The organism is Pseudomonas sp. Irchel 3F3, from assembly GCF_900187545.1.
Taxonomy (GTDB): Bacteria; Pseudomonadota; Gammaproteobacteria; order Pseudomonadales; family Pseudomonadaceae; genus Aquipseudomonas; species Aquipseudomonas fortuita.
Genome location: NZ_FYDS01000001.1, coordinates 258,208 through 280,731, shown reverse-complemented (window position 1 = coordinate 280,731; position 22,524 = coordinate 258,208). Strand labels below are relative to the sequence as shown.

21 protein-coding genes are annotated in these 22,524 nt (G+C 63.9%); 11 read left to right on the top strand and 10 right to left on the bottom strand.

Annotation, left to right across the window (positions count from 1 at the left end):
• Positions 1 to 163 precede the first annotated feature (163 nt).
• Entirely contained in the window at positions 164 to 1,537 is a 1,374-nt protein-coding gene (locus tag CKW35_RS01385; RefSeq protein WP_016486027.1) for an MFS transporter, read from the top strand.
• Between the two features lie 137 nt (positions 1,538 to 1,674).
• Here CKW35_RS01385 and CKW35_RS01380 read toward each other — a convergent pair whose 3' ends face one another.
• The 5 genes from CKW35_RS01380 to CKW35_RS01360 all read right to left on the bottom strand — a co-directional run bounded on the left by CKW35_RS01380 (position 1,675) and on the right by CKW35_RS01360 (position 7,906).
• Positions 1,675 to 3,087, bottom strand: a complete 1,413-nt coding sequence (locus CKW35_RS01380; RefSeq protein ID WP_016486026.1) for a DOPA decarboxylase — start codon at positions 3,085 to 3,087, stop codon at positions 1,675 to 1,677.
• Between the two features lie 200 nt (positions 3,088 to 3,287).
• Positions 3,288 to 4,232: a LysR family transcriptional regulator gene (locus CKW35_RS01375; protein WP_095114843.1), complete on the bottom strand. Its 945-nt coding sequence runs from the start codon at positions 4,230 to 4,232 to the stop codon at positions 3,288 to 3,290.
• Positions 4,233 to 4,374: 142 nt separating this feature from the next.
• Positions 4,375 to 5,085, bottom strand: coding sequence for a YebC/PmpR family DNA-binding transcriptional regulator (locus tag CKW35_RS01370; RefSeq protein ID WP_016486024.1), 711 nt, complete (start codon positions 5,083 to 5,085; stop codon positions 4,375 to 4,377).
• Positions 5,086 to 5,182: 97 nt separating this feature from the next.
• Positions 5,183 to 6,574, bottom strand: coding sequence for an FAD-dependent oxidoreductase (locus tag CKW35_RS01365; RefSeq protein ID WP_095114842.1), 1,392 nt, complete (start codon positions 6,572 to 6,574; stop codon positions 5,183 to 5,185).
• Positions 6,575 to 6,589: 15 nt separating this feature from the next.
• Positions 6,590 to 7,906, bottom strand: coding sequence for an MFS transporter (locus tag CKW35_RS01360; protein ID WP_023048825.1), 1,317 nt, complete (start codon positions 7,904 to 7,906; stop codon positions 6,590 to 6,592).
• 244 nt (positions 7,907 to 8,150) lie between these two features.
• On the opposite strand from CKW35_RS01360, the gene CKW35_RS01355 reads away from it, so the two are divergent.
• Entirely contained in the window at positions 8,151 to 9,020 is an 870-nt protein-coding gene (locus tag CKW35_RS01355) for a LysR substrate-binding domain-containing protein (RefSeq protein WP_023048826.1), read from the top strand.
• 141 nt (positions 9,021 to 9,161) lie between these two features.
• Positions 9,162 to 9,533 (top strand): DUF2784 domain-containing protein, encoded by a 372-nt coding sequence (locus CKW35_RS01350; RefSeq protein ID WP_016486021.1) that lies wholly within the window; start codon positions 9,162 to 9,164, stop codon positions 9,531 to 9,533.
• Here the strand turns inward: CKW35_RS01350 and tam are convergent.
• The gene (gene tam, locus CKW35_RS01345; protein WP_095114841.1) at positions 9,523 to 10,299 is read right to left on the bottom strand and encodes a trans-aconitate 2-methyltransferase; all 777 of its coding nucleotides are present in this window, start codon (positions 10,297 to 10,299) and stop codon (positions 9,523 to 9,525) included. The genes CKW35_RS01350 and tam overlap by 11 nt on opposite strands.
• Before the next feature lie 104 nt (positions 10,300 to 10,403).
• Here tam and CKW35_RS01340 point away from each other — a divergent pair, with 104 nt between their 5' ends.
• Complete coding sequence (locus CKW35_RS01340; protein WP_016486019.1) at positions 10,404 to 10,583, top strand: hypothetical protein; 180 nt, start codon at positions 10,404 to 10,406, stop codon at positions 10,581 to 10,583.
• A 3-nt stretch (positions 10,584 to 10,586) separates the two neighbouring features.
• On the opposite strand, the gene CKW35_RS01335 is transcribed toward CKW35_RS01340, so the two are convergent.
• Positions 10,587 to 12,002: an amino acid permease gene (locus CKW35_RS01335; protein ID WP_016486018.1), complete on the bottom strand. Its 1,416-nt coding sequence runs from the start codon at positions 12,000 to 12,002 to the stop codon at positions 10,587 to 10,589.
• Between the two features lie 325 nt (positions 12,003 to 12,327).
• Between CKW35_RS01335 and CKW35_RS01330 the strand changes: the two genes are divergently transcribed.
• Positions 12,328 to 13,752 (top strand): PLP-dependent aminotransferase family protein, encoded by a 1,425-nt coding sequence (locus tag CKW35_RS01330; RefSeq protein ID WP_016486017.1) that lies wholly within the window; start codon positions 12,328 to 12,330, stop codon positions 13,750 to 13,752.
• Positions 13,753 to 13,893: 141 nt separating this feature from the next.
• Here CKW35_RS01330 and CKW35_RS01325 read toward each other — a convergent pair whose 3' ends face one another.
• A complete protein-coding gene (locus tag CKW35_RS01325) occupies positions 13,894 to 15,132 on the bottom strand; it encodes a Zn-dependent hydrolase (protein ID WP_095114840.1) in 1,239 nt (412 codons plus the stop codon).
• Between the two features lie 31 nt (positions 15,133 to 15,163).
• Positions 15,164 to 16,468 (bottom strand): MFS transporter, encoded by a 1,305-nt coding sequence (locus CKW35_RS01320; RefSeq protein WP_095114839.1) that lies wholly within the window; start codon positions 16,466 to 16,468, stop codon positions 15,164 to 15,166.
• 290 nt (positions 16,469 to 16,758) lie between these two features.
• Between CKW35_RS01320 and CKW35_RS01315 the strand changes: the two genes are divergently transcribed.
• The 3 genes from CKW35_RS01315 to CKW35_RS01305 all read left to right on the top strand — a co-directional run bounded on the left by CKW35_RS01315 (position 16,759) and on the right by CKW35_RS01305 (position 19,228).
• The gene (locus CKW35_RS01315; RefSeq protein WP_070086463.1) at positions 16,759 to 17,667 is read left to right on the top strand and encodes a LysR family transcriptional regulator; all 909 of its coding nucleotides are present in this window, start codon (positions 16,759 to 16,761) and stop codon (positions 17,665 to 17,667) included.
• A 103-nt stretch (positions 17,668 to 17,770) separates the two neighbouring features.
• On the top strand, positions 17,771 to 18,568 hold the full coding sequence (locus tag CKW35_RS01310) for an SDR family NAD(P)-dependent oxidoreductase (protein WP_095114838.1): 798 nt from the start codon (positions 17,771 to 17,773) through the stop codon (positions 18,566 to 18,568).
• A 117-nt stretch (positions 18,569 to 18,685) separates the two neighbouring features.
• Positions 18,686 to 19,228 carry a WYL domain-containing protein gene (locus CKW35_RS01305; RefSeq protein ID WP_023048832.1) on the top strand — a complete coding sequence of 181 codons (543 nt, stop codon included), beginning with the start codon at positions 18,686 to 18,688 and terminating at the stop codon, positions 19,226 to 19,228.
• A gap of 52 nt (positions 19,229 to 19,280) precedes the next feature.
• On the opposite strand, the gene nfsB is transcribed toward CKW35_RS01305, so the two are convergent.
• Positions 19,281 to 19,934, bottom strand: a complete 654-nt coding sequence (gene nfsB / locus CKW35_RS01300) for an oxygen-insensitive NAD(P)H nitroreductase (RefSeq protein WP_095114837.1) — start codon at positions 19,932 to 19,934, stop codon at positions 19,281 to 19,283.
• Between the two features lie 111 nt (positions 19,935 to 20,045).
• Here nfsB and CKW35_RS01295 point away from each other — a divergent pair, with 111 nt between their 5' ends.
• From CKW35_RS01295 to CKW35_RS01285, 3 genes are read left to right on the top strand one after another with little or no spacing between them, the layout of a single operon-like run.
• Positions 20,046 to 20,969, top strand: a complete 924-nt coding sequence (locus CKW35_RS01295) for a LysR family transcriptional regulator (RefSeq protein ID WP_016486010.1) — start codon at positions 20,046 to 20,048, stop codon at positions 20,967 to 20,969.
• Between the two features lie 49 nt (positions 20,970 to 21,018).
• Positions 21,019 to 21,849 (top strand): AraC family transcriptional regulator, encoded by an 831-nt coding sequence (locus CKW35_RS01290; protein ID WP_016486009.1) that lies wholly within the window; start codon positions 21,019 to 21,021, stop codon positions 21,847 to 21,849.
• Positions 21,850 to 21,899: 50 nt separating this feature from the next.
• Positions 21,900 to 22,484 (top strand): LysE family translocator, encoded by a 585-nt coding sequence (locus tag CKW35_RS01285; RefSeq protein ID WP_016486008.1) that lies wholly within the window; start codon positions 21,900 to 21,902, stop codon positions 22,482 to 22,484.
• Positions 22,485 to 22,524: the final 40 nt, after the last annotated feature.

Below are 22,524 nucleotides of genomic sequence, written 5' to 3'. Positions count from 1 at the left end.
TAGTTTTGCGTTCGATTATCGCACAAAACCCGTTTTAACGAATTGCTAGACCGCTGGCCCCTGGTCAACATGGACCACAGACGCAGGCATACCGACCACTGCCTCCTGCCCTGGCTAACCAACGGCGGAACCTGCGCAAACAACAATAACAACGGAGACAACGATGGCTCACTCCAGCTCGCAAGCCAAAAAAGCGACCGCCAGTGGATGGATAGGCTCGGCACTCGAGTACTACGACTTCTTCATCTACGCCCAGGCCGCTGCACTGATCTTCCCACAGATCTTCTTCCCCAATACCGACCCGAAAATGGCCATCATCGCCTCGCTGGCCACCTACGGTGTGGGCTATCTGGCGCGTCCGGTCGGTGCCTTCGTGCTGGGCCACTGGGGTGACACCCGCGGGCGCAAGAACGTACTGCTGCTGTGCATGTTCCTGATGGGCTTGTCGACCATGGCGGTAGGCCTGCTGCCCACCTACCACGACATCGGTTACCTCGCGCCAGCCTTGCTGGTGGTGCTGCGCCTGATCCAGGGCTTTGCCGTGGCCGGCGAAATCTCCGGGGCCAGTTCCATGATCATGGAGCATGCGCCGTTCGGTCGAAGAGGCTACTACGCCAGTTTCACCCTGCAAGGCGTACAGGCCGGCCAGGTGCTGGCGGCGGCAGTGTTCCTGCCACTGGCTTACTTCATGCCTAGCGAAGCCTTTACCGAATGGGGCTGGCGCATTCCGTTCCTGATGAGCGCCATCGTGCTGATCGCAGGCTTCATCATCCGCAAGGAAGTGCATGAAACCCCGGCATTCGTGAAGGAAGAGAAGCAGGAAAAGGTTGCCAAGTCGCCCATCAGCGAAGCCTTCCGTCACAGCTGGAAGCACATGGTGCTGGTGATGTTCATGGCCTTGATGAACGTGATTCCGGTGGTGGCCACCATCTTCGGCGCAGCCTACGCGGTGCAGCCGGCCTATGGCATCGGCTTCGACAAGAGCGTGTACCTGTGGATCCCGGTGGTCGGCAACATCGTCGCGGTACTGGTGATTCCGTTTATCGGCAACCTGTCGGACAAGATCGGCCGTCGCCCGACCATGATCGCCGGCTGCCTGGGCTCTGGCCTGCTGGCCTTCGTTTACCTGTATGCGATCAGCATCCAGAACGTGCCAATGGCATTCGCCGCCTCGATCGTGATGTGGGGCATGGTGTATCAGGGTTACAACGCGGTGTTCCCAAGCTTCTACCCAGAACTGTTCCACACCCGCTACCGCGTTTCGGCCATGGCCATCGCGCAAAACATCGGCACCATGCTGACCGCTATGCTGCCCGCGCTGTTCGCCCTGGTTGCACCGCCTGGCTCGGACAACATCCCGCTGGTGGTCGGTAGCCTGGCGTTCTTCATCACCTGCGTGTGCGCCCTGGCCGCTTACATTGCCCCGGAAACCCACCGCCTGGCGATGGAAGACCTGGGTAACCCGAACGCCAAGCCGATGGAAAAGGCAGCGTATGAGGCGAGCCGCAAGGGTAGCTTTCAGGCGGTGAGCCACTGATAGACCGCCGGGGCGCTTCGCGCCCCATTCGCGGCACAAGGCCGCTCCCACATTGACCGCATCGCCTTCAAGCCATGCGCCATACCTGTGGGAGCGGCCTTGTGCCGCGAATGGGCCGCAACGCGGCCCCGGCAATCTCAGCCTTCAACCACTTCTTGCAGTCGCTTCCAAAGCGTCTCGACATGCTCCCGCTCAGTCGGCAGCGCCCCCACCGACACCCGCACCATCCATCGTCCGTCCAGCGTCGCCGGCGTCACATACGCATCCCCGGAGGCATTCAACCGCTCGGCCCACCCCTTGGTATGCGCATCCAGCGCCTCCCCTTCCAGCCCCGCCGGCCGATGGCGAATGCACAAGGTCTGCAATTGCACCGGTGCCAGCACTTCCCAGTGCGCCGCAGCCCCAACCTGCTCCGCCAGCCACCGGGCATTGTCCAGGTCACGCCGCAACCGCGCCTGCAACGCTTCAACACCCTCGCTGCGCAACATGAACCACAGCTTCAACGCGCGGAACCGGCGGCCCAGCGGGATGCCCCAGTCACGCAGGTTTTTCACCTCGCCATCCACCGCCGATTGCAGGTAGCTGGGGTTGGTGCTCATCACCCGGATCAGGTGCTGCGGATCACGCACGTAGTAGATCGAGCAGTCAAAGGCCACACCCAGCCACTTGTGCGCATTGACCACTACCGAATCGGCCAGCTCGATGCCGTCCCACATCCAGCGGCATTCGGGCAGGATCATCGCCGAACCGGCCATGGCCGAATCCACATGCAGCCACAGGCCATGGGCCTGGGCGATCTCGCCAATCGGGCGCAACGGGTCCAGCGCAGTGGTGGTGGTGGTACCGGTAGTAGCCACTACGGCGCATGGCTGGTTACCCGCTGCCAGGTCTTGCTCAATGGCTGCCTGCAGCGCCTGCGGGCGCAGGGCGTAGCGTTCGTCGGTGGGGATCAGGCGAATATTGTCGCGACCAAAACCCGCCAGCAACGCGGCCTTGTCCACCGAGCTGTGGGCGTGGGCGCTGACGTAGACGATCAGGGGTTTGGCCTGGGCTTGCAGGCCACCGCGCACCAGTGCGTAGTCGCTGGCGCGCTCGCGGGCGCTGATCAGCGCCACCAGGGTGCTGGTAGAGGCGGTGTCCTGGATCACCCCGCTCCATTGGCCCGACAGGCCGAGCAACTGGCGCAGCCAGTCGAGGGTGGTTTCCTCCAGTTCGCTGAGTGCGGGGCTGGACTGCCACGACAGGCCTAGCACACCCAGGCCGGTGCTGAGGAAGTCGCCGAGTACCGAGGACAGAGTACCGTTGGAGGGGAAGTAGCCGTAGAAGTCCGGATGCTGCCAATGGGACAGGCCGGGCATGACCAACCGGTTGACGTCGTCGAGGATGGCTTCGAAGGGTTCACCTTGCCGGGGAGCGGTGTCGGGCAAGGCGGCCTTGAGGTAGCCGGGCTCGACCTGGGCCATGACCGGGCGCTCGCCAACGGTCTGGCGGTAGTCGGCGATCAGGTCGATCAGTTGGTGGCCGTACTGGCGGAATTGTTCGGGGGTCACGTGGGCTCTCCTGTGGGTAATCCACTGCCTGTACTGGCCTCTTCGCGGGTAAACCCGCTCCCACAGGTACTGCACCAAGTTCGAGAACGGTGCAGTACTTGTGGAGCGGGTTTACCCGCGAAGAGGCCGGAACAGGCAACACTATGCCCCCAGTCTAGGCACCTATCCCCCGGCGAATAACCCCGCCTTGCGCATACCTGCTATGGCAAACCCGCATGCCCGCCCTGCACGCCAAACTGCGACTGACGCCACAGCTCGAACACCCGGTTGCGCAACCAGCGATGCTCGGCCGAAGCCTGCAGCCGCTGGTGCCACACCACCCAGTAGCGCTGGCTATGCTCGATAAAGCCCAACGGCCGCCAGGCCAGGTCATGCAAGCGGCACAGTTGCCGGGCGATGTGCTCGGGCACGGTGGCCACGGCCTGGCTGTTGGCAACGACCTTTACGGTGGCGGAAAAAAACGGCACTTCCAGGCTGACACGCCGCTGCAGGCCTTGGGCGCGAAGGTGACGGTCGATGAAACTGTCCTTGTCGCCACCGCCAGAAATCCGCACATGCTTGTGCGCCAGGTAATCGGCCTGGCTGAGCGAGGTGTGGGCGGCCAGCGGGTGATCGTGGCGCATCAGGCACACCGCGCGGTCCTCACCCAGCAAGCGCCCGTGCAGGTTGGGTGGCGACTCGTCGAACAAAGTGGTTGCCAGGTCGATTTCGCCGCTGGCCAGCAACGCATACTGGCCGGCCTGCCAGGTACGGTACTCCAGCGATACGCCGGGCGCTTCGCGTTCCAGCGCGGCCACCAGTAACGGCAGCATGTGCTCGGCCACGTAGTCCGAAGCGGCCAGGCAGAAACGGCGCTCACAGCGCGCTGGATCGAATACGGCGGGCTGGCGCAGGGCGTGCAGTTCTTCGAGGACCTGGCGTAGCGGTTCAACCAGGGCTTCGGCGTATTCGCTGAGTACGTAGCCGCGGCCTTGGCGAACCAGCAACGGGTCGTCGAAGGCTTCGCGCAGGTGGGCCAACTGGCGGCTGAGGGCCGACTGGCTGACGCCCAGGCGCTCGGCGGCGTGGCTGAGGTTTTTCAACTGCAGCAAATGGTCGAGGGTGCGCAGGTGGGCGAGGCTGAGGGAGGCGAAGGTGGGGTTCATGCAGGCTGCCTGCGGTGGCATTCAAGGGCCTATTCGCGGGCTCGCCCGCTCCCACAGGTTCACTGCTGTGCCGGAAGCTGCGGTGAACCTGTGGGAGCGGGCAAGCCCGCGAAGGGCCGCAAAGCGGCCCCGGATACACACATTAGTCAGTGAGGCCGACGTAGACGTTCTGCACGTCATCGTTCTCGTCGATCGCTTCGAGGAACGCTTCAACCTCAGCCAGTGCTTCAGCACTCAGGCTGGCTGCGCTCACCGGGTTCTTCGGGGTATAGCCGATTTTCGCCGCGGTCACGGTGAAGCCGTGCTCCGGCAGGGCCTTCTGCACGGCATCCAGGTCAGTGGTGTCGGTAATGAACAGGGTCGAGCCCTCTTCTTCACCTTCTTCGAAGTCCTGAGCGCCGGCTTCGATGGCCGCCATTTCCGGGTCGGCGTCACCTTCCGGGGTGGCTTCGATCAGGCCGACGTGGTTGAAGTCCCAGGCCACCGAGCCGCTGGCACCCAGCTGGCCCTTGCGGAACAGCACACGGATTTGCGCGACGGTGCGGTTGACGTTGTCGGTCAGGCACTCGACGATCAACGGCACCTGGTGCGGCGCGAACCCTTCGTAGGTTACTGCCGAGTACTGCACGGCATCACCGTCCAGACCAGCGCCCTTGCGAATCGCCCGCTCCAGGGTTTCACGGGTCATCGAAGCCTTCTTGGCTTGCACGATGGCCAGGCGCAGGCGTGGGTTCATGTCGGGATCGGCGCCCGATTTGGCAGCGATCTGGATTTCCTTGGACAGCTTGCCCATGACCTTGCCTTTGGCATTGGCCGCTGTTTCTCTATGTTTGGCTTTCCACTGTGCGCCCATGTCGACTCTCTTGTTTCAGCGGCCGGTTCAGGAAGCGACCGGCCAAAAGTGGGGGCATTTTATACGCCCTCGAGCATGGGATCGACAAGAAATCTCATCAGCCTTTATCGGCTTTACCCGCCGCCGCCGCAAACCGCGCCAGGCGCACATCCAGGCGACGCGGCCGCAAGCCGTGATCCTCGGCGCGCTCCTTGCGACGGATGGCATTGCGCACCATCAGCGAGCCCAGGTAGCGGATCGGTTCGGGCGGGAACAGCCCCAGCGGCCCCTTGACCAGCGGCGAACGGGTCCACGGGTTATCCAGCCCCAGCGCCAGCGACGATAGAATCTGCCCGCCCATATGACACGGGCCAACGCCGCTGCCGGAGTAACCAAAGCCGTAGAACACGTTGCCCTGACCGTCCAGGCGACCAAAGAACGGCAAGCCGGTCACCGAACGGTCCGACGGCCCGTTCCAGCTGGCCGCCAGTGGCACCTCGGCCAAGGCCGGGAAAAACTCGCCAAGGGTTTCGCGCAGCAAGGGCCGGTACGGCGAAGGCTGGTCGAATACCGGCAGCATGCGCCCGCCATACGCGAAGGTGTTGCCGCCCTTGCCGAGCATCAGCCGACCATCAGAGGTGTTGTGGTAGTAATGCACGAAAATACGCGAGTCGAGCACGCTGATTCCGCTGTCCAGGCCACTCTGGCCGAGCAGTTCGGGGCACGGCTCGGTGATCACCATGTCGCTGGAAACAATCGCCACACTGCGCTCGAACTGCGGGAAGGCGCGTGCCATCCAGGCATTGAGGCCCAGCACCACGCGGTCGGCGCGCACGGTGCCATGAGCGGTGCGTACCTGCACCGGGGCACCGTGCTCCAGGCCAGTCATGGCTGTGCCTTCATGAATGCGCACGCCGCGTTGCAAGGCCACCCGACGCAAGCCGCGCACCAGCTTGCCCGGCTGCACCGTGGCGGCGGCCGGCGAGAACCAGCCCTCCAGGTGCCGCGCCGAACCCGCCAGGCGCTGCACCTGCTCCAGTGGCAGGCGGCGGAACGAGTTGATCCCCTTGTGCTCCAGCGCGGCGATCACCGCATCGGTGGCGCCTACCTGGGCCGGGTTGGTGGCAGTGTACAACGTGCCGTCCAGCCGAAAGTCGCAGTCGATGCCATTGGCCGCGCAAAACTCGCCGATGCCGGCGATGCTGCGCTCCGACTCGCGCACCAGGCGCACCGCCTCGGCCACGCCGAACAGGCGTTCGAGGGTGAAGTACTTGGCCGACCAGGACAACGCGCAACCACCATTGCGGCCACTGGCACCGGCGCCGCAGATGTCGGCTTCGATCAGCACCACCTTCAGGGCCGGTACGGCCTCCTTGAGCATCAGTGCCGTCCACAGGCCGGTATAACCGCCACCGACAATGCACACATCGCAACGGGTATCGCCTTGCAGCGGCGGGCACACCGCCTCCTGCGTGGAATCCAGGGCCTGTTGCAGCCAGAAGGGTCTCATTTGCTCGCTTTCCTTTCAGGTACGCAGTGGCTTGATTGCCATGCTGGTATTCGGTGCTACGTCGGTACTTTGTGCATTGCTGGCCGGGCGGCTGTTCCAGTGCGGTAACAGCACCAGCGCCGAGAACAGCGCGCAGCCAGCGAACACGATGAACACCGTGACGCCATCGAAGTAACCGGGTAGCAGCCCGCCCAGCACCGCCCCCACCGAGCCACAGCCGTTGACGAAACCTGCGGCGGTGGCGCCGGCCTTGGCGGTGCCGAAGTCGATGGCTGCAGCACCACTGATCATTGAGTCCGGCCCGTACAGGGTCAGGCCCATGACGAACAGCAAGGCCACCACCAGCATCACGCTACCGGTATGCATGGCCGCCATGAACGCCGCCAGGGTCATGGTCAGCAGCACCAGGCTGATCACGCAGGCCGGCATGCGCCGGGCGCCGAACAGTTTGTCGGAGGCCAGGCCGATCATGATCGGGCCTAGCAACCCCGCCAGTTCGAAGGCGGTCGGGATGATTGCCGCCCCCACCTTGCCCACCGATGGCATCTGTTCGAAGACAATCACCGGCCCCCACAACAGGATGGCGTAGCGCGCCGGCTTCAGCAGAAAGTACGCAAGCCCCAGGGTCAGCACCGTGCGGTTGCGCAGGATCTCCCTCAGCGGTGCCCACACGCTGCACAGGTTGTCCGCCGGGGCCATGCTCTGCGGCTCGGGCTCCACGGCCGGCAGGCCGACATCTTCAGGCTTGTTGCGCTGCAGGAAGAAAAACAGCACGGCCACCAGGGCCACCACCGCGGCACTGGAGAAGAACGCTGCGTGCCAGGTGCCCACCAGGGTATAGGCCCACCACCCCGCGAACGGTGAGGCCACCAGGCCGCCGAAGGCATAGCAGGAACTCCACAGGCCCAATACCCGCCCGCGCTGCGAAGCCGGGAAGAAGCTGCCGATGTTCTTGCACAAGCCGGCCCAGCCGGTGGACTGCGCCAGGCCCTGCACCAGCATGCAGGTGGCAAAGATCGGGAAGGTGGCGTAACTGCCCATCACCACTGCCGCCACTGCAGAAATCAGCAACCCGCCAAGCACCACCACACGCGGGCCGAAGCGGTCGGCGAGCATGCCCCAGGTGAACTGGCCCACAGCGTAGGCGGCCAGGTAGATGGCGTCGAGGTTGGCCATGGCGGCCTTGTCGAGCATGAAGCCTGGGTCTTCGGCAATGCCCAGCTTGGCTACCGAGAAGGCTTTACGGGTGAAGTAGAAGGCGGCGTAAGCCAGCCAGGTGATGGCGAAAATCTGGATGCGCCAACGTTTCAACGCGGCTAGGGACTGATTCATGTAAGTCTGACCTCTTGCTCAAGTGTGCCGGCAGAATGTGAAGAAACGCCTGTCTTGTTCTTGTGTTACGCACAGCGATGACGAGGCTGTCATCGGGTCAGATGGCGCCGTGTGGGTGCCATGGCCCAGGCGGTACTCGTGGTACCCGCATCGGGCTGACATTCATGGAAACAGTTGCGCTAAGATAAATAAAATCGATTTATCGTATTACACACATAAGCCCAGCTTGTTACTGAGGTCTGTCATGTCGCTTTCCCACGCACAACTGAAGGCCTTCCATGCGGTGGCCGTGCACGGCAGCTTTACCCGCGCCGCAGAAAAGCTGTTCCTTACCCAGCCAGCGGTGTCGGACCAAGTGCGCAAACTGGAGGAGCGCTTCGGCGTCTTGCTGTTCCACCGCAACAAGCGTTCGGTGCAGCTCACTGATCTTGGCGAGCGCTTGCTGGGCATCAGCCAGCGCCTGTTCGCCTGCGAGGTCGAAGCTCAAGAGCTGCTGCACGATTCGCGTGCGCTGCACACCGGCAGCCTGGTGCTGGCGGTGGATGCGCCGGTACACGTGCTGCCGCAGATCGCTCGCTTCTGCCAGCGCTACCCGGGCATCCAGGTGAAAATCGAGACCGGCAACACCGATGAGTCGCTGGCCCGCTTGTTCAGCTACCAGGCTGACCTGGCCCTGCTCGGGCGGGATGTCGATGATGAGCGCCTGCATTGCCTGCCACTGCGCCGCGACCCGATGGTGGCGTTTGTTTCGCATAACCACCCGTGGTCCAGCCGTGGCTCGATCAGCCTCGCCGACCTCGACGACACACCCCTGGTGCTGCGCGAGCCCGGCTCGGTGACGCGCCAGACGCTGGAAGAGGAGATGCAACGAGCGGGTTTGCGGATTCGCCCGGCGATCCAGGTGGAAGGCCGGGAAGCGGCGCGTGAGGCGGTGGTGGTGGGGATAGGCGTGGGGGTGGTCTCGGCGGCCGAGTTTGGCGCCGATGCGCGGGTGTGCGCGTTACCGATTGTGGATTGTCAGCGGCATTTGACCGAGACGCTGGTGTGCCTGAGCGAACAGCGTACGCGCCGGGTAGTGGCGACCTTTTTGCAGATGGTTGAGGAAGGGTTGTAAGCCTGTACCGGCCCTTTCGCAGCGCAAGGCTGCTCCTACAGAGGAATGCGATAACCTGTAGGAGCAGCCTTGTGCTGCGAAGAGGCCAGTGCAGGCCACCCGACTATGCTGGGATAACTTCAACCCCCGGGCACACTAACCATGCTCTACCGCCTGGCCGCCGACACCCTGGTCCTGCTGCACCTGGCCTTCATCCTGCTGGTGCTGTTCGGCGGCCTGCTGGTACTCAAGTGGCGCCCTGCCCTGTTCATCCACTTGCCGGCCCTGGCCTGGGGCGTGGCGGTGGAATGCCTGCACCTGGGCTGCCCGCTCACCACCTGGGAAAACCGCATGCGCAGCGCAGCCGGGGGCGCAGGCTACCAGGGCGGCTTTGTGGAGCACTACATCTGGCCACTGATCTACCCCGCCGGGCTGACACCGCACATCCAGCTGTTACTGGGCAGCGTTGTGCTGCTGCTCAACCTCGGCGTCTACAGCTACGTGGCCTGGCAATGGCACCGCCCTAGCGGGTAGCGATCAAGAACAACCGCGGGAACGGCAGCAGCACCTTGCCATCGGTGGCCGGCGGGTAGTCGCGCTGCATGGCCTGCAGGTACATCTGCAGAAAGTCGCCCTGCTCCTGCTCGTCAAGCCTGGCCAGGTAAGGCCGCAAGGCCGAACCCTTGAACCACTCCACCACCGCTTCGGCGCCACCCACCAAAGGGTGGTGATAGGTGGTGCGCCACACATCCACCCGCGCACACAGCGGGCTGAGCAGGTCGTAGTAGAACGCCGCACCGTGCCGTGGCGGCAACTGGAAATCGGCGAATTTCGCCGCCCAAGGGCCTTGGCTGGCAATCTCGCGCAACTGCCGATGGGCTGGTTCGTCGAGGTTGTCGGGGGTCTGCACGGCCAGGCTGGCGCCTTCACTCAACTGACGCACCAGGTGCGGGTACAGCGAGGCGTGGTCAGGTACCCATTGCAGCGAGGCATTGGCCAGGATCAGGTCTTGCGGCTCTGGGGCGGACCAGCCGGCAATGTCGGCAATGACCGTGCGTACCCGCGGGATGCACAGCCGTTTGCGTTCGCGGGCCTTGTCGATCATGTCCGGGTCGCTGTCCAGTGCCGTCACCTGGGCATCGGGGTAGCGCTGCAGCAGCACCTCGGTGGAGTTGCCCGGGCCGCAGCCCAGGTCGGTGGCGTGGCGCACCGGCCGTGGCGGGATGGCGGCGAGCAGGTCGCGTACGGCACGGGTGCGTTCGTCTTCGAACAGGGAATACTGGTTGGCGGACCAAGCCATGTGGGGCTCCTTTTGGGCGGGCAATGTGCCTAGCATATGCCATCTGTCGACTGTGAGGGCCCTATCGCCGGAACTGACCGCCTATGCGTGAAGTCAGTCCATGTATGCGCCTGCCCATGAAGACCTACATCGCCCTCGCCATCCTGGCCCTGATCGCCGCCGCCGCCCTGCTCGGCTCGCCGTGGATGAACCAGCGCTTCCACATGCCCGCAGAAAAAACCCAGGCCCAACAACGCGAAACGGCCGGGTCCCCAAGGGAGCCGGCCGTTTCCAGGCACGAGTGACGCTTAGTGCTGCTTGCTGCTGCCAGAGCGGATCTGGTGCACCACGCCCATTGCCACCACGACTGCCGCCGCAATACCGGTGGAAATCACCAGGATCTGGTAGTCAGGCATGAAGGCCATGGTGACCAGTGCGGCCACGATGAACGCGATCACCAGGTAGGTCAGCCACGGGAACAGCCACATCTTCAGGCGCACTTCCTTGCCTTCGGCAATCAGCTTGCGGCGCATGCGCAGCTGCGAGAAGGCAATGACCAGGTACACCAGCAGGGCGATCATGCCGGTGGTGTTCATCAGGGTATCCAGCACGTCTTTCGGGCGCAGGGTTTCGCTGAAGTTGATCAGCGCACACACCACGGCCACGGCGCACGAGCCCATGATCGCGTATACCGGTACACCGGTGCCGGCGCGGGTGATCTTGAAGAACGACGGCGCATCACCCCGTTGGGCCAGGGAGAACAGCATGCGCGAAGCGGTGTAGTGGCCCGAGATCAGGCAGCTGCTCACCGAGGTCAGCACCACGAAGTTCATCAGCAGCTCGGCATAAGGCACGCCCAGCAGTTCCAGGGTACGGCGATAAGCGCCATAGCCGGAAACACCCAGGTGCGGGTCGTTCCACGGTACCAGGCAGACGATCAGGAAGATCGAACCGACGTAGAACAGGCACACACGCCATACCACCGAGTTGGTGGCCTTGACGATCTGCGCGGCCGGGTCCTTGGCTTCGGAAGCGGCGATGGTGACGATTTCGGCGCCCAGGAAGGCGAACATCACCCCAAGCAATGCACCGATCACGGTGGTGATGCCATTGGGCATGAAGCCTTCGGCGGTGAGGTGGCTGATGCCACGCACTTCACCAAACTGCCAGACGTTCATCACGGCAGCGGTACACACGATCAGGAAGCAGACGATCGCGATCACCTTGATCAAGGCGAACCAGAACTCGAACTCACCGTAGTGCTTGACGTTGAAGAAGTTGACGGTAATCAGCAACAGGGTCGTGGCCAGCACGAACACGTTGACGCTGACATCCGGGAAGAAGCCATGCAGGATCTTGCCCGCCACATAGGCTTCCCAGGCCATGAGGATGACCCAGTACCACCAGTACAGCCAGCCGATGGTGAAACCGGCCCAGCGGCCAATGGCGCGGTCGGCGTAGGTGGAGAACGAGCCGGTGTCTGGCGAGGACGTCGCCATTTCACCCAGCATGCGCATGATCAGTACCACCAGGATGCCGCCCGCCAGGTAGGCCAGGACAGCGGCTGGGCCGGCGCTGTGGATCACGCTGCCGGAGCCGACGAACAAGGCGCCGCCAATAACCCCGGCGATCGACATCATCGTCAGGTGGCGCGACTTCAGCGAGGCACTGAGCTTGCTCTCGTGCCCGCCTTTCGCGGTGGTGGTTGTGGATGTTGCGTCCATCAGTTGTGTACCCCGTGCTTCTTTTTATCCAAGGAAAACCGTGAAACCCCGATGGCTGGCGGTTTCACCTGTACATCAGTGCTAATGCGGGCAGGATGGTGTGAGCGAACACACGCAGGCCCTCCATGGCGGCCTGCTGACGCGCCCCAGGACGACTGCCTGAAGCGAACTGAACATGCTTTATGTGGCGATATCCGACACCTAATGTAAAAATGTCCGACGCAGAGAGCCATGCACAGTGGCATGAATCTCGCACTGCACTGTACAGGTCGCCCATGCAGTACACCCTGCAAACGCCAGGCGATACGCACCCTGAAGGCCCCGAATGTTCGAATTACATCCAGACTCCCCCACCCCGCTGGTCAACCAGATCATCGACGGGTTGCGTGAGTTGATCGACAACCAGACCCTCAAGCCGGGCGCCAAGGTCCCGTCTATACGCGCCTTTGCCGCGAGCTATTCGGTGAGCACCTTCACCGTGGTCGAGGCCTACGACCGCCTGGTCGCCCAGGGGCTGCTGGTGAGCCGTGGCAATGCGGGGTTCTTCGTCAACCGTGCGGCGGGCGAAATGCTGGACCGGCACACTACCGAGGCCGACGCCAGTCGACCAATGTTCAACTCCGAGTGGTACCTGCAGCAGATCTTCGAGATCCGTCAGTTGCCCTACAAACCGGGGTGCGGCTGGCTGCCCAACGACTGGATGTACGAAGACGGCCTGCGTCGCGGGCTGCGCCAGGTGGCCGGCAGCCCACTGGAACTGTCGGGTTACGGCGACCCCATGGGCCTGATGGAACTGCGTACGCTGACAGCGCAGAATTTGCAGCAAGAGCTTTCCATCGTCGCCAACCCGGCACAGCTGATGCTCACCCACGGTGCCAGCCAGGCCCTGGACCTGGCCGCCCGCACGCTGGTGCGCCCAGGCGATGTGGTGCTGGTCGACGACCCTGGCTACCCCAACCTGATGAGCATCCTCCGTACCCAGGGCGCAACCCTGGTAGGCGTGCCACGCACCCCGGCCGGTTACGACCTGAACCAGCTGGAGCAGTTGCTCACCCACCACCGCCCGACGGCGTTCTTCACCCAGCCGCACCTGCACAGCCCGACCTGCTCACGCACACCGCTGCCGCAGTTGCACCGCCTGCTGCAACTGGCCAGCCAGCACGGCTTCCGCCTGGTGGAAAACAACCTGTACGCCGACATGGTCACCGAACCGCAGCCATGCCTGGCCAGCCTCGACCACCTGCAGCAGGTGGTGTACGTGGGCAGCTACTCCAAGAGCATCTCGCCCAATGTGCGGGTCGGCTACATGCTGGCCAACCCCGAACTGATGCAGAAGCTGCTGCACCTGAAGATGCGCTCAGGCCTGACCACCTCGCAGGTGATGGAGCGTGTGGTGTACGCCGCGATCATCGACGGCCGCTGGCGCAAGCACCTCAAGCGCCTGCGCCAGCGGCTGGCCGAGGCGCACCAGGAAGTTGGCCGGCATCTGCATCGACTGGGCTTCGAACTGTTCACCGAATCGGATGAAGGCATGTACATCTGGACACGCCACCCGGCGATTCCGGACAGTGCCGCATTGCTGGATGATGCGCTGGAGAAAGGCATCATGCTTGGGCCTGGGCAGTTGTTCATGGTCGATGCCAAAGCGACCGGGTGGATGCGCTTCAATGTGGCGTTCAGTACGGACCCGGCGATGTGGGAGTTGCTGGAGAAGGTGTTCGTCAAGCATGTGCGAAGGGGTGGGATGTAGTTCGCCACGACATCCTCAGCGTGGGTAAGGTTTGCAGGAACTTGTGGGAGCGGGCTTGTCCCGCGAAGGGGGCCTGGCGATGCATGGCACCGGCTTTGCCGGTGTTCGCGGGGCAAGCCCGCTCCCACAGGGTCCCCCTATTCAATGAGTTATGTCGACACGGCCTGCACGTGCCAGCACAGCGTTCAGCAGTACATCCGCGCCCTGTCGGGCATCATCAGGCAGCACGTCCTCAGCCTCGTTGTGGCTCAGGCCACCGACGCAGGGGATGAACACCATCGCCGTCGGGCAGTACCGCGCCAACAGAATGGCATCGTGACCCGCCCCGCTGACAATCGATTGCTGCGCATACCCAAGGCCATCCACCGCTTGCTGCACGGCAGCCACGCAGTCGGCATCGAACGGGGTCGCCGGGCTCACCCAGTGGCGCTCGATACGCACTTGCAGGCCGCGCTGGCTGGCGATGGCTTGCAGCTTCAGGGTCAGCTCGCGCTCCATGGCTTCGATGGCCTCGTCGCGGTGATGGCGCAGGTCGACCGTGAACTGCAGCAGGCCGGGAATGGTGTTGCGCGAAGACTTGGCAATGGAGAGCTCACCTACGGTGGTCAGGCCTTGGGGGGCAAAGTCCGCTGCCAGTTGCTCGACCGCCTGGATCATCCGCGCAGTGCCGTACAGCGCATCCTTGCGCAGCAGCATCGGCGTGGTGCCGGCGTGTGCCGCCATGCCCTCGACCGTCACGTCCAGCCAGCGGATAGCCTGGCCACCACTGACCACGCCAATGGCCTTGGCGTTGTCTTCAAGGATCGGGCCTTGTTCGATATGCGCCTCGAAATAGGCATCCACCTCGCCGCCCAGCGGGCGTTGGCCGGCGTACCCGGTGCGGTGCAGTTCATCGGCGACGCTGACGCCATCGGCATCGCGAATGGCCAGCGCCTCGGCCAGCGCGAGGCTGCCGGTGAACACCGCCGAGCCAAACATGGCTGGGGTGAAGCGCGCGCCCTCCTCGTTGGTCCATACGGCAATTTCCAGTGGCTTGCGGGTCTGGATGTTCAAGTCGTTCAGGCGGCGCACCACCTCCAGGCCGGCCAGCACGCCATAGACGCCATCGAAACGGCCTCCTTCGGGCTGGGTGTCGAGGTGGCTGCCCATCATGACCGGGGCGGCATGCGGGTCACTGCCGGCACGGCGGGCGAACAGGTTGCCGATGGCATCTACCGACAGGCTAAGGCCCGCTTCGCGGCACCAGTGGCTGAACAGTTCACGGCCGGCTTTGTCCTCCTCGCTGAGGGCCAGGCGGCAGTTGCCGCCGCGGGCGGTGGCGCCGACTTCGGCCATGGCCATCAGGCTCGCCCACAGGCGTTCGCCATTGCTTTTCAACATATGCGGGTACTCCAGAATAGTGGGGGTTCGATCAGGCCAGTTCCAGGCGCTGGCTACGGGCGTACTGGCGCGCCAAGGCGAGCACGCAAACCAGCGAAATGGTGGCGATCAGGGTGTAGAAGGCTGCCATCGGCCACCATTGGCCGCTGAAGGTATGGGCCAGCCAGGTGCCAATCAGCGGGGTCAGGCCGCCAGCGATCGCGCCGCAGATCTGATAGGCCAGAGAAATGGCGGTGTAGCGCACGCGGGTTGCGAACATGCCGCTGACATAGCCGGCAATCACCGCGTAGAAGGAAGCCATGCAGGCTGCGGCCAGGGCGATGCCAAGCACGATCAACGGGCCCTGGCCCGAGCTGACCAGCACGAACATCGGGTAGGGCGAGGCCATCGCCAGCAGTGCAACCAGCGCCAGGAAGCGCGTCGCGCCGACCTTTTCCGACAGCCACGCCGCAAGCGGCTGCACACAGAACTGGATGATCGCCACAAAGAACAGGCATTCAAGGATCAACGAGCGCTCCAGGTGCAACTGCTGGGTGGTGTAGCTGATCATGAAAGTGTTGGTGAAGTAGACCCCGGCAATGCCCAGGGTGTTGGCGCCGATGCACAGCAACAGCGGGCGCCAGGCGGTGCGCAGCACTTCAAGCACTGGCGCCTGCTCCTTGCGCCGAGCCTTTTGCGCCTGCTCGCGGCTGGCGATGAACTCGGGTGACTCATTCACCCCCAGGCGAATCGCCAGGCCCACCAGCAGCAGCAAAGCGCTGGCCAGGAACGGCACGCGCCAGCCCCAGCTCATCAGTTCCTCTTCAGGCAGGCGGGTAACCGCGCCAAAGGCCAGAAGCGACAGAATCAGGCCAGCCGGGCTGCCCAGCTGGGCGAACGAGGCGAAGAAGTTGCGCCGACCTTTGGGCGCATGCTCGCCGGCCATCAATACCGCCCCGCCCCACTCGCCGCCCACGGCAATGCCCTGGACGATGCGTAGCAGGATCAACAGCACCGGCGCGGTGGCGCCGATCTGCGCGTAAGTCGGCAGCAGGCCGATGCACACGGTAACGATGCCCATCATCAGCAGGGTGATGACCAGCGACTTCTTGCGGCCGATTCGGTCGCCCACGTGGCCGAAGACGATGCCGCCCAGCGGCCGGGCGAAGAAGCCCACGGCGAAGGTGCCGAACGCGGCCATGGTGCTGAACAGGCTGTCGTCAGAGGGGAAGAACAAGGCACCGAACACCAGGGCGGCGGCGGTGGCGTAAATGTAGAAGTCGTACCACTCGATCATGGTACCGATGAACGCGGCGGCGGCTGCACGGCGGGGCTGGGCGGAAGCGGTGGGGTTCATGGGGGCTCCTTTGCTTGTTGTTCTGGCAGGAGTTGCTGGGACACGGTGGCGCTCTGGTGGCGCTTGGCCTGCTGGTTCGGTGCTGGCTTGTTCGCGGGCTCGCCCGCTCCCACAGGGGTCGCACCCTGTCTGCAACAGTGCAGTACCTGTGGGACGGGGCAAGCCCGCGAAAAAGCCGACGCCGACGAACCAGGCTTCAATGCATGCGATTTATCGGCCCGGGGCTATGATTAGTCAATTTTCTATTTATTATTCGAACTATTAGCCACGCTTATTATCGAGCCCCCGCCATGTCTGACCGCCTGCTCAACGACCGCCTCGACTGGAACCTGCTGCGCACCTTCCGGGTCATCGGCCAGGAGCTGTCCATCAGCCGCGCCGCCGCCCGCCTGCACCTCACCCAACCGGCGGTAAGCCAGGCGCTCAAGCGCCTTGAAGAGCAGCTCGGCCGCCAGCTCATTGCCCGCCGTGGGCCGCGCTTCGTGCTGACAGAAATGGGCGAGCAGCTGTTCCAGCTGGCCGGCGAGGTGTATGGGCAAATGTCGCAGATCGGCGGCTTGCTGGAGCAACCGGCGGACGAAGTGGTGGGCAAAGTGCGCCTGCTGATGATCAGCCGCATCGTCAGCGAACGCTTCGACAACTTCCTCGCCGACTTCCACCGCCAGCGCCCGCGAGTGGAACTGGAAATCGACGTGATGCGCAGCTCCGACATCGTCGCCGCCCTGCAGGAAAAAACCGCCACGGCGGGCCTTAGCCTCACCCGGCGTGCACAGCCACGGCTGGAACAGCGGCTGTTCCTGCGCCAACGCTATGCGTTTTTCTGTGGCAAGCACCATGCCCTGTTTGGCCAGGCCGAAGGCGACCTGCAACGGGAGAACTTCGTCAGTTTCACCAGCGATCAGATTGGCGGCATGTTGTCGCCGCTGACCATTTTCCGAGACCTGCAAGGGTTCGCCGGGCGGATCGTGGCCTCATCGCCAAGCCTTGAAGAAGTCCGCCGGCTGGTGATCGCCGGGTTTGGCATCGGCTGCCTGCCCGAGCATGTGGTGGCACCGGATGTCGAAGCGGGGTTGCTGTGGAAGCTGGCGCCGCAGGAAGGGATTGCCGATGTGGATATTCACCTGTTGTGGAACAGGGAACAGCGGTTCAGCCGGGCGGAAGAGGTGTTTATCGAGGCGTTGCAGCGTGTCATAACCTAGCGCTTCTGAGCGGCTCCATAGACCTCGCGCGCTCGCGCTTGCCAACCTGCGTGCTTCACTAGAATGGCTTGCATCACTGCAACTCACTTACAGGAGCCATCCCATGAACATCGACCTCGGCGGACGCACCGCCATCATCAGCGGCTCGACCGGCGGTATTGGTCTGGCCATCGCCCGTGGCCTGGCCCGCGCCAATGCCGACGTGGTCATTGCCGGCCGCAGCCAGAAGTCGCTGGACGCCGCCCTCGCCGAAGTGCGCAAGCAAGGTGGGCGTGGCCAGGTGCAAGGCGTGGTCGCCGACCTGGGTACCGCCGCCGGTGCCGAAACCCTGTTCGCTGCCCACCCACGGGCCGACATCCTGGTCAACAACCTGGGCATCTACGACGACGTCGACTTCTTCGATGTAGACGACAGCGAGTGGGCGCGCTTCTACGAAACCAACGTGCTCAGCGGTGTGCGCCTGGCCCGCCATTATGCCCCGGGCATGATCGAGAACGGCTGGGGGCGGATCCTGTTCATTTCCTCGGAATCGGGTGTCGCCATTCCTGCCGACATGATCAACTACGGCGTGACCAAGGCCGCCAACCTGGCCGTTTCCCATGGCTTGGCCAAGCGTCTGGCCGGCACCGGGGTTACCGTGAACGCAGTGCTGCCGGGCCCGACCCTGACCGATGGCGTGACCGCGATGGTGGCCGATGCAGCCAAGGCTTCCGGGCGCAGCATTCGTGAAGAGGCGGACAACTTCGTCCGCACCGCGCGGCCAAGCTCGATCATCCAGCGCGTCGCCGATGTCGATGAGGTTGCCCACCTGGTGGTATACCTCGCCTCCCCTTATTCCTCCGCCACCACCGGCGCGGCCCTGCGGGTCGACGGCGGCGTGGTCGACAGCCTCGCTATCTGAATTCAACTGGCGGCATTCGGGGAAAACTTGGATCCCATTCTATGAGAGGGTATGCTGCGCAATAGCTATACGCCACTATCCAGGCAGGTTTGACGCCTGCCTTCAAGGACGAAGCCTTTGCCCAGCCACCCAACCCGCCATACCATCGCCCGACAGTGGCAGCTGCTCAAGTTGCTGCCCGGCCGCCACCCCGGGATGAGCTCTACCCAGTTGCAGGCCGCCCTGACAACCGTGGGCCATACCACCAGCAAACGCACCGTCGAACGCGACCTGGTCGAGCTTGCCGCGTTGTTCCCGTTGCAGTGCAACAGTAAAGGCATGCCTTACGGCTGGTACTGGCAACCGGGCCTGAGCCTGAGCGAAGCGCAGCAGCTGCAACCCGACGTGCTTACCCCCCCGGACCACGTTGAACTGCATGCCTGGGTCGATGACGCGCTGGCCCGCCGCCTGGAACAATCACCCCTGTCAGCAGACATGCAACTGACACCGCAAGCGAGCGGCGGCGCCGTGCTGGTCGCTACCGTGGCCGACAACCGGGCGCTGATGGGCTGGCTGCTGTCCCAAGCAGGTTCTATCCGCATCCAGGCCCCGCTGGCGCTGCGTGTGGCCATGCTCGAACAGCTGCGCCAGAGCCTGGCACTGCACGATGGCAGTTATTGACTGGCAAGCAAAAATTCATTGTCGGGCGGGGCCGTCTGTGGCCCCGGTAATCTCACAAGAAAGTGAACACTTGCGAAGCCGGCAAGCGTGATTTGTTCAGCCCGGCGTTGAAGTCCGACTCGCTGCGATAACCCAGGCTGAGGATCACCACACTGGTAAAGCCACGCTCACGCAAGCCCAGCTCAGCATCGAGCACCTTGCTGTCGAAGCCTTCGATCGGGGTTGCATCCAGACCATGCGCCGCTGCCCCCAGCAGCGCCGTACCCAAGGCCAGGTAAGTCTGCTTTTCCATCCAGTGCTGCACGTCCTTCTGGTCATAGCGGTGCAGGTTGACGTAATGGCGGCGGCTCTGGTTTTGCCCGGCGCGGGCTTGCTCGTCACGGAAACGGCCATCGGCAGCCTCTTGATCAAGCACCGCATTGAGGTGCGCTTCGGTCATTTCGGTGCGGGTGCAGAATACGATCACGTGCGACGCATCGAGGAGCTTGGGTGTGTTGTAGGCAAAACCCTCGTTGGTACTCTTTGCCAGGCGGGCCTTGCCTTCGGCGGTATCAGCAACGATGAAGTGCCACGGCTGTGAGTTGACCGAGGACGGGCTGTGGCGCAGCTGTTCAAGCAAGGCATCGACAGTGGCCTGGGGAATACGGCGCGAGGCATCGTAGGCTTTGGTGGTGTAGCGGCGCTTGGCCAGCGAGACGGTATCCATGCAACAACTCCGGGAATCAACGGTGTATGTGGCGTGTATCTTATCTTTCCAGTACAAAAGAAAAACCGGCACAATGCAGCAACACTTTCATCCACGGAGTGAAAATGCAACATGCTGCGTATTGCCGACCTCGAACTGTTTGCCCGCAGCAGCGTACTGGGCAGCTTCACAGCCGCCGCCCATGAAGCCGGCCTGCTGCCGGGCCAGGTGGCCGCAGCAATCAAGCGCCTGGAGCGCGACCTGGATGTACGCCTGTTCGCGCGCACCACGCGCAGCCTGCGCCTGACCGCCGAGGGCGAGCGCTACCTGCCCACCGCGCTGAATGTGCTGGAGAGCTTGCGCCAGGGCCATGAAGACCTGCATGGCAACCCCAATACCCTGCGCGGCACCCTGCAGGTGTCGGCACCTTCCGACATGGGCCGCAACATGTTGCTGCCCTGGCTCAGCGCTTTTCGCCGCGAGCACCCGGCATTGCAACTGCGTTTCTTCCTGTCCGACCAGATTGCCGACCTCAACCGCGACCCGGTGGATGTGGCCATCCGCTATGGCCTGAACCAGGATGCCAACTACATCGCTCTGCCATTGGCCGACTGGAACCGCAGAGTGCTGGTCGCATCGCCCGACTACCTGGCCCGCCACGGCCGCCCGCTCAGCCCCGACGCCCTGCAGCAACACGCCTGCCTGCTGTACATGCAGCACAACCGGGTATACGACAAGTGGCAGCTGGGCAACCGTACCGTGCAGGTGCGCGGGCCGCTGGTCAGTGACGATGCCGACGTCATCCGTCGCCTGGCCATTCAAGGCGAAGGCATCGTCTACAAGTCGTGGCTGGATGTCAGCGCCAACATTGCGGCCGGTGAACTGGAAATCGTCCTGCCCGAACTGCTCGGCGAACCTACCCCGGTCACCTTGGTCTGCCCGCATCGCAAGCAGCTCACACCGGCAGTTTCGCAATTGCACCTGTGGCTGCGCGAGCGCTTCGAGGCCCTGCGTGATCGGGCACTGACCAACGGCTGCACAATCGTTCCAGACTGAGCCGGGGGGGTTGCGCTAAGGTAGCCATTTACCCCAACGGCACACGTTCATGAGCAACTGGATCGACCTCAAGCAAGACGCCGATACCGGCATCGAATCGGTCCGGGCGCATTTCGTCGGACATGCCTACGACCCGCACTGGCACGACAGCTTTCTGGTCGGCGTGACCGAGCAGGGCGTGCAGCAGTTCAACTGCCGTCGGGTGCGCCATCGCAGCACGCCGGGGCAGGTATTCTTGCTCGAGCCTGGCGACATCCACGATGGGCTGGCGCCCACCGAAGAAGGCTTCACCTATTCGACGCTGTACCTGCAGCCCGCTTGGCTAGACCAACAGCTGCGGTCGCTGTTCGAGCACACACCGGGCGACAGCCTGCCCAGTTTTGCCGATACCCTGTGCCACGATGAGCGCCTGGCGCGGGCCACCGCCCTCGCCTTCTGCACCGTGCACGACCGGGACTTGCGCATCGTGCGGCAAACGGCCATGGACGACCTGCTGGCCTGTCTGACCCGCCACATGCACTGGCGCCGACGCATCAACCCCGACCCGCGCCTGCCGCTGAGCGCGCAGCGCGCGCGTGATTACCTGCACGCCCACCTGGAGCGCGACGTCGGCCTGGAAGACCTGGCCCAGGCCTGTGGCATCGACCGTTTTCGCCTGACCCGTGCATTCAAGGCCGCGTTCGGCATTGCACCGCATGCCTACCTGATCCAGCTGCGCCTGGCCCGGGCACGGCGCCTGCTCGCCCAGGGCCAGACGCCTGCCGATGTGGCCGTGGCCTTGGGCTTCGCCGACCAGAGCCACCTGGGGCGCTGGTTCCGTCGGGCCTACCGGCTGACCCCTGCCGACTACCGCAGGCGCTGCTCAAACCTTCCAGACTGAACCCCTGAAGGCAGCGAGCATGGTGCTTCGATTTTCCGGAGCCATGAACCATGTCGCAGTCGTTGTTGCCTTTCATTCTGTTCGCCCTGGTGGCCAGCATCAGCCCGGGGCCGACCAACCTGCTGATCCTGGCCCATGGCGCGCGCGCGGGTTTGCGCGCGAGCCTGGTGCCAATCGTGGCGGCCTGTGGCGCGGCAGCGGCAATCGTGTTGATGGTCGGTCTAGGGCTGGGTGAGCTGCTCCTGCGTCACCCCTTGGCCCAACAGCTGATGAGCTGGGCCGGCGTGTTGTGGCTAAGCTGGCTGGCGTGGAAGATGCTGCGCAGTGCCGCCACCCCCTTGCAAGCGGCCACCGCGCAAGGGCTCAGTGCTTTCAGCGCCGCATCGTTGCAGGTGGTGAACCCCAAGGTGTGGCTGATGGCTGTGGCGGTGGTCGGGGTATTTGCAGCGCCGTCATTGCCGGTGTGGCAACTGGCGCTGGTATTTTTGCTGATCGCCCTGCCGTGCATGGCAGCCTGGGCGGTGCTGGGGGTGGGGAGCGCCAGGTGGTTGCAGGCACCGCGGCGGTTGCAGCTGTTCAACCAGGTGTTGGCGGGGGTGCTGTTGATTTCTGCCTGGGCTGCCGTACTGGCTTGAAGATCAAGCGGTACCCCCTCGGGTCTACGGGGCACCTGCA

Bases quoted from the DNA above. Each gene is read 5' to 3' on its own strand.
- CKW35_RS01320 (WP_095114839.1), bottom strand. From the start codon at position 16,468: ATGAACCCCACCGCTTCCGCCCAGCCCCGCCGTGCAGCCGCCGCCGCG.
- nfsB (WP_095114837.1), bottom strand. From the start codon at position 19,934: ATGGATACCGTCTCGCTGGCCAAGCGCCGCTACACCACCAAAGCCTAC.
- CKW35_RS01385 (WP_016486027.1), top strand. From the start codon at position 164: ATGGCTCACTCCAGCTCGCAAGCCAAAAAAGCGACCGCCAGTGGATGG.
- CKW35_RS01315 (WP_070086463.1), top strand. From the start codon at position 16,759: ATGTCTGACCGCCTGCTCAACGACCGCCTCGACTGGAACCTGCTGCGC.
- CKW35_RS01335 (WP_016486018.1), bottom strand. From the start codon at position 12,002: ATGGACGCAACATCCACAACCACCACCGCGAAAGGCGGGCACGAGAGC.
- CKW35_RS01350 (WP_016486021.1), top strand. From the start codon at position 9,162: ATGCTCTACCGCCTGGCCGCCGACACCCTGGTCCTGCTGCACCTGGCC.
- CKW35_RS01375 (WP_095114843.1), bottom strand. From the start codon at position 4,232: ATGAACCCCACCTTCGCCTCCCTCAGCCTCGCCCACCTGCGCACCCTC.
- CKW35_RS01355 (WP_023048826.1), top strand. From the start codon at position 8,151: ATGTCGCTTTCCCACGCACAACTGAAGGCCTTCCATGCGGTGGCCGTG.
- CKW35_RS01330 (WP_016486017.1), top strand. From the start codon at position 12,328: ATGTTCGAATTACATCCAGACTCCCCCACCCCGCTGGTCAACCAGATC.
- CKW35_RS01365 (WP_095114842.1), bottom strand. From the start codon at position 6,574: ATGAGACCCTTCTGGCTGCAACAGGCCCTGGATTCCACGCAGGAGGCG.
- CKW35_RS01310 (WP_095114838.1), top strand. From the start codon at position 17,771: ATGAACATCGACCTCGGCGGACGCACCGCCATCATCAGCGGCTCGACC.
- CKW35_RS01285 (WP_016486008.1), top strand. From the start codon at position 21,900: ATGTCGCAGTCGTTGTTGCCTTTCATTCTGTTCGCCCTGGTGGCCAGC.
- CKW35_RS01325 (WP_095114840.1), bottom strand. From the start codon at position 15,132: ATGTTGAAAAGCAATGGCGAACGCCTGTGGGCGAGCCTGATGGCCATG.
- CKW35_RS01290 (WP_016486009.1), top strand. From the start codon at position 21,019: ATGAGCAACTGGATCGACCTCAAGCAAGACGCCGATACCGGCATCGAA.
- tam (WP_095114841.1), bottom strand. From the start codon at position 10,299: ATGGCTTGGTCCGCCAACCAGTATTCCCTGTTCGAAGACGAACGCACC.
- CKW35_RS01360 (WP_023048825.1), bottom strand. From the start codon at position 7,906: ATGAATCAGTCCCTAGCCGCGTTGAAACGTTGGCGCATCCAGATTTTC.
- CKW35_RS01340 (WP_016486019.1), top strand. From the start codon at position 10,404: ATGCGCCTGCCCATGAAGACCTACATCGCCCTCGCCATCCTGGCCCTG.
- CKW35_RS01370 (WP_016486024.1), bottom strand. From the start codon at position 5,085: ATGGGCGCACAGTGGAAAGCCAAACATAGAGAAACAGCGGCCAATGCC.
- CKW35_RS01295 (WP_016486010.1), top strand. From the start codon at position 20,046: ATGCTGCGTATTGCCGACCTCGAACTGTTTGCCCGCAGCAGCGTACTG.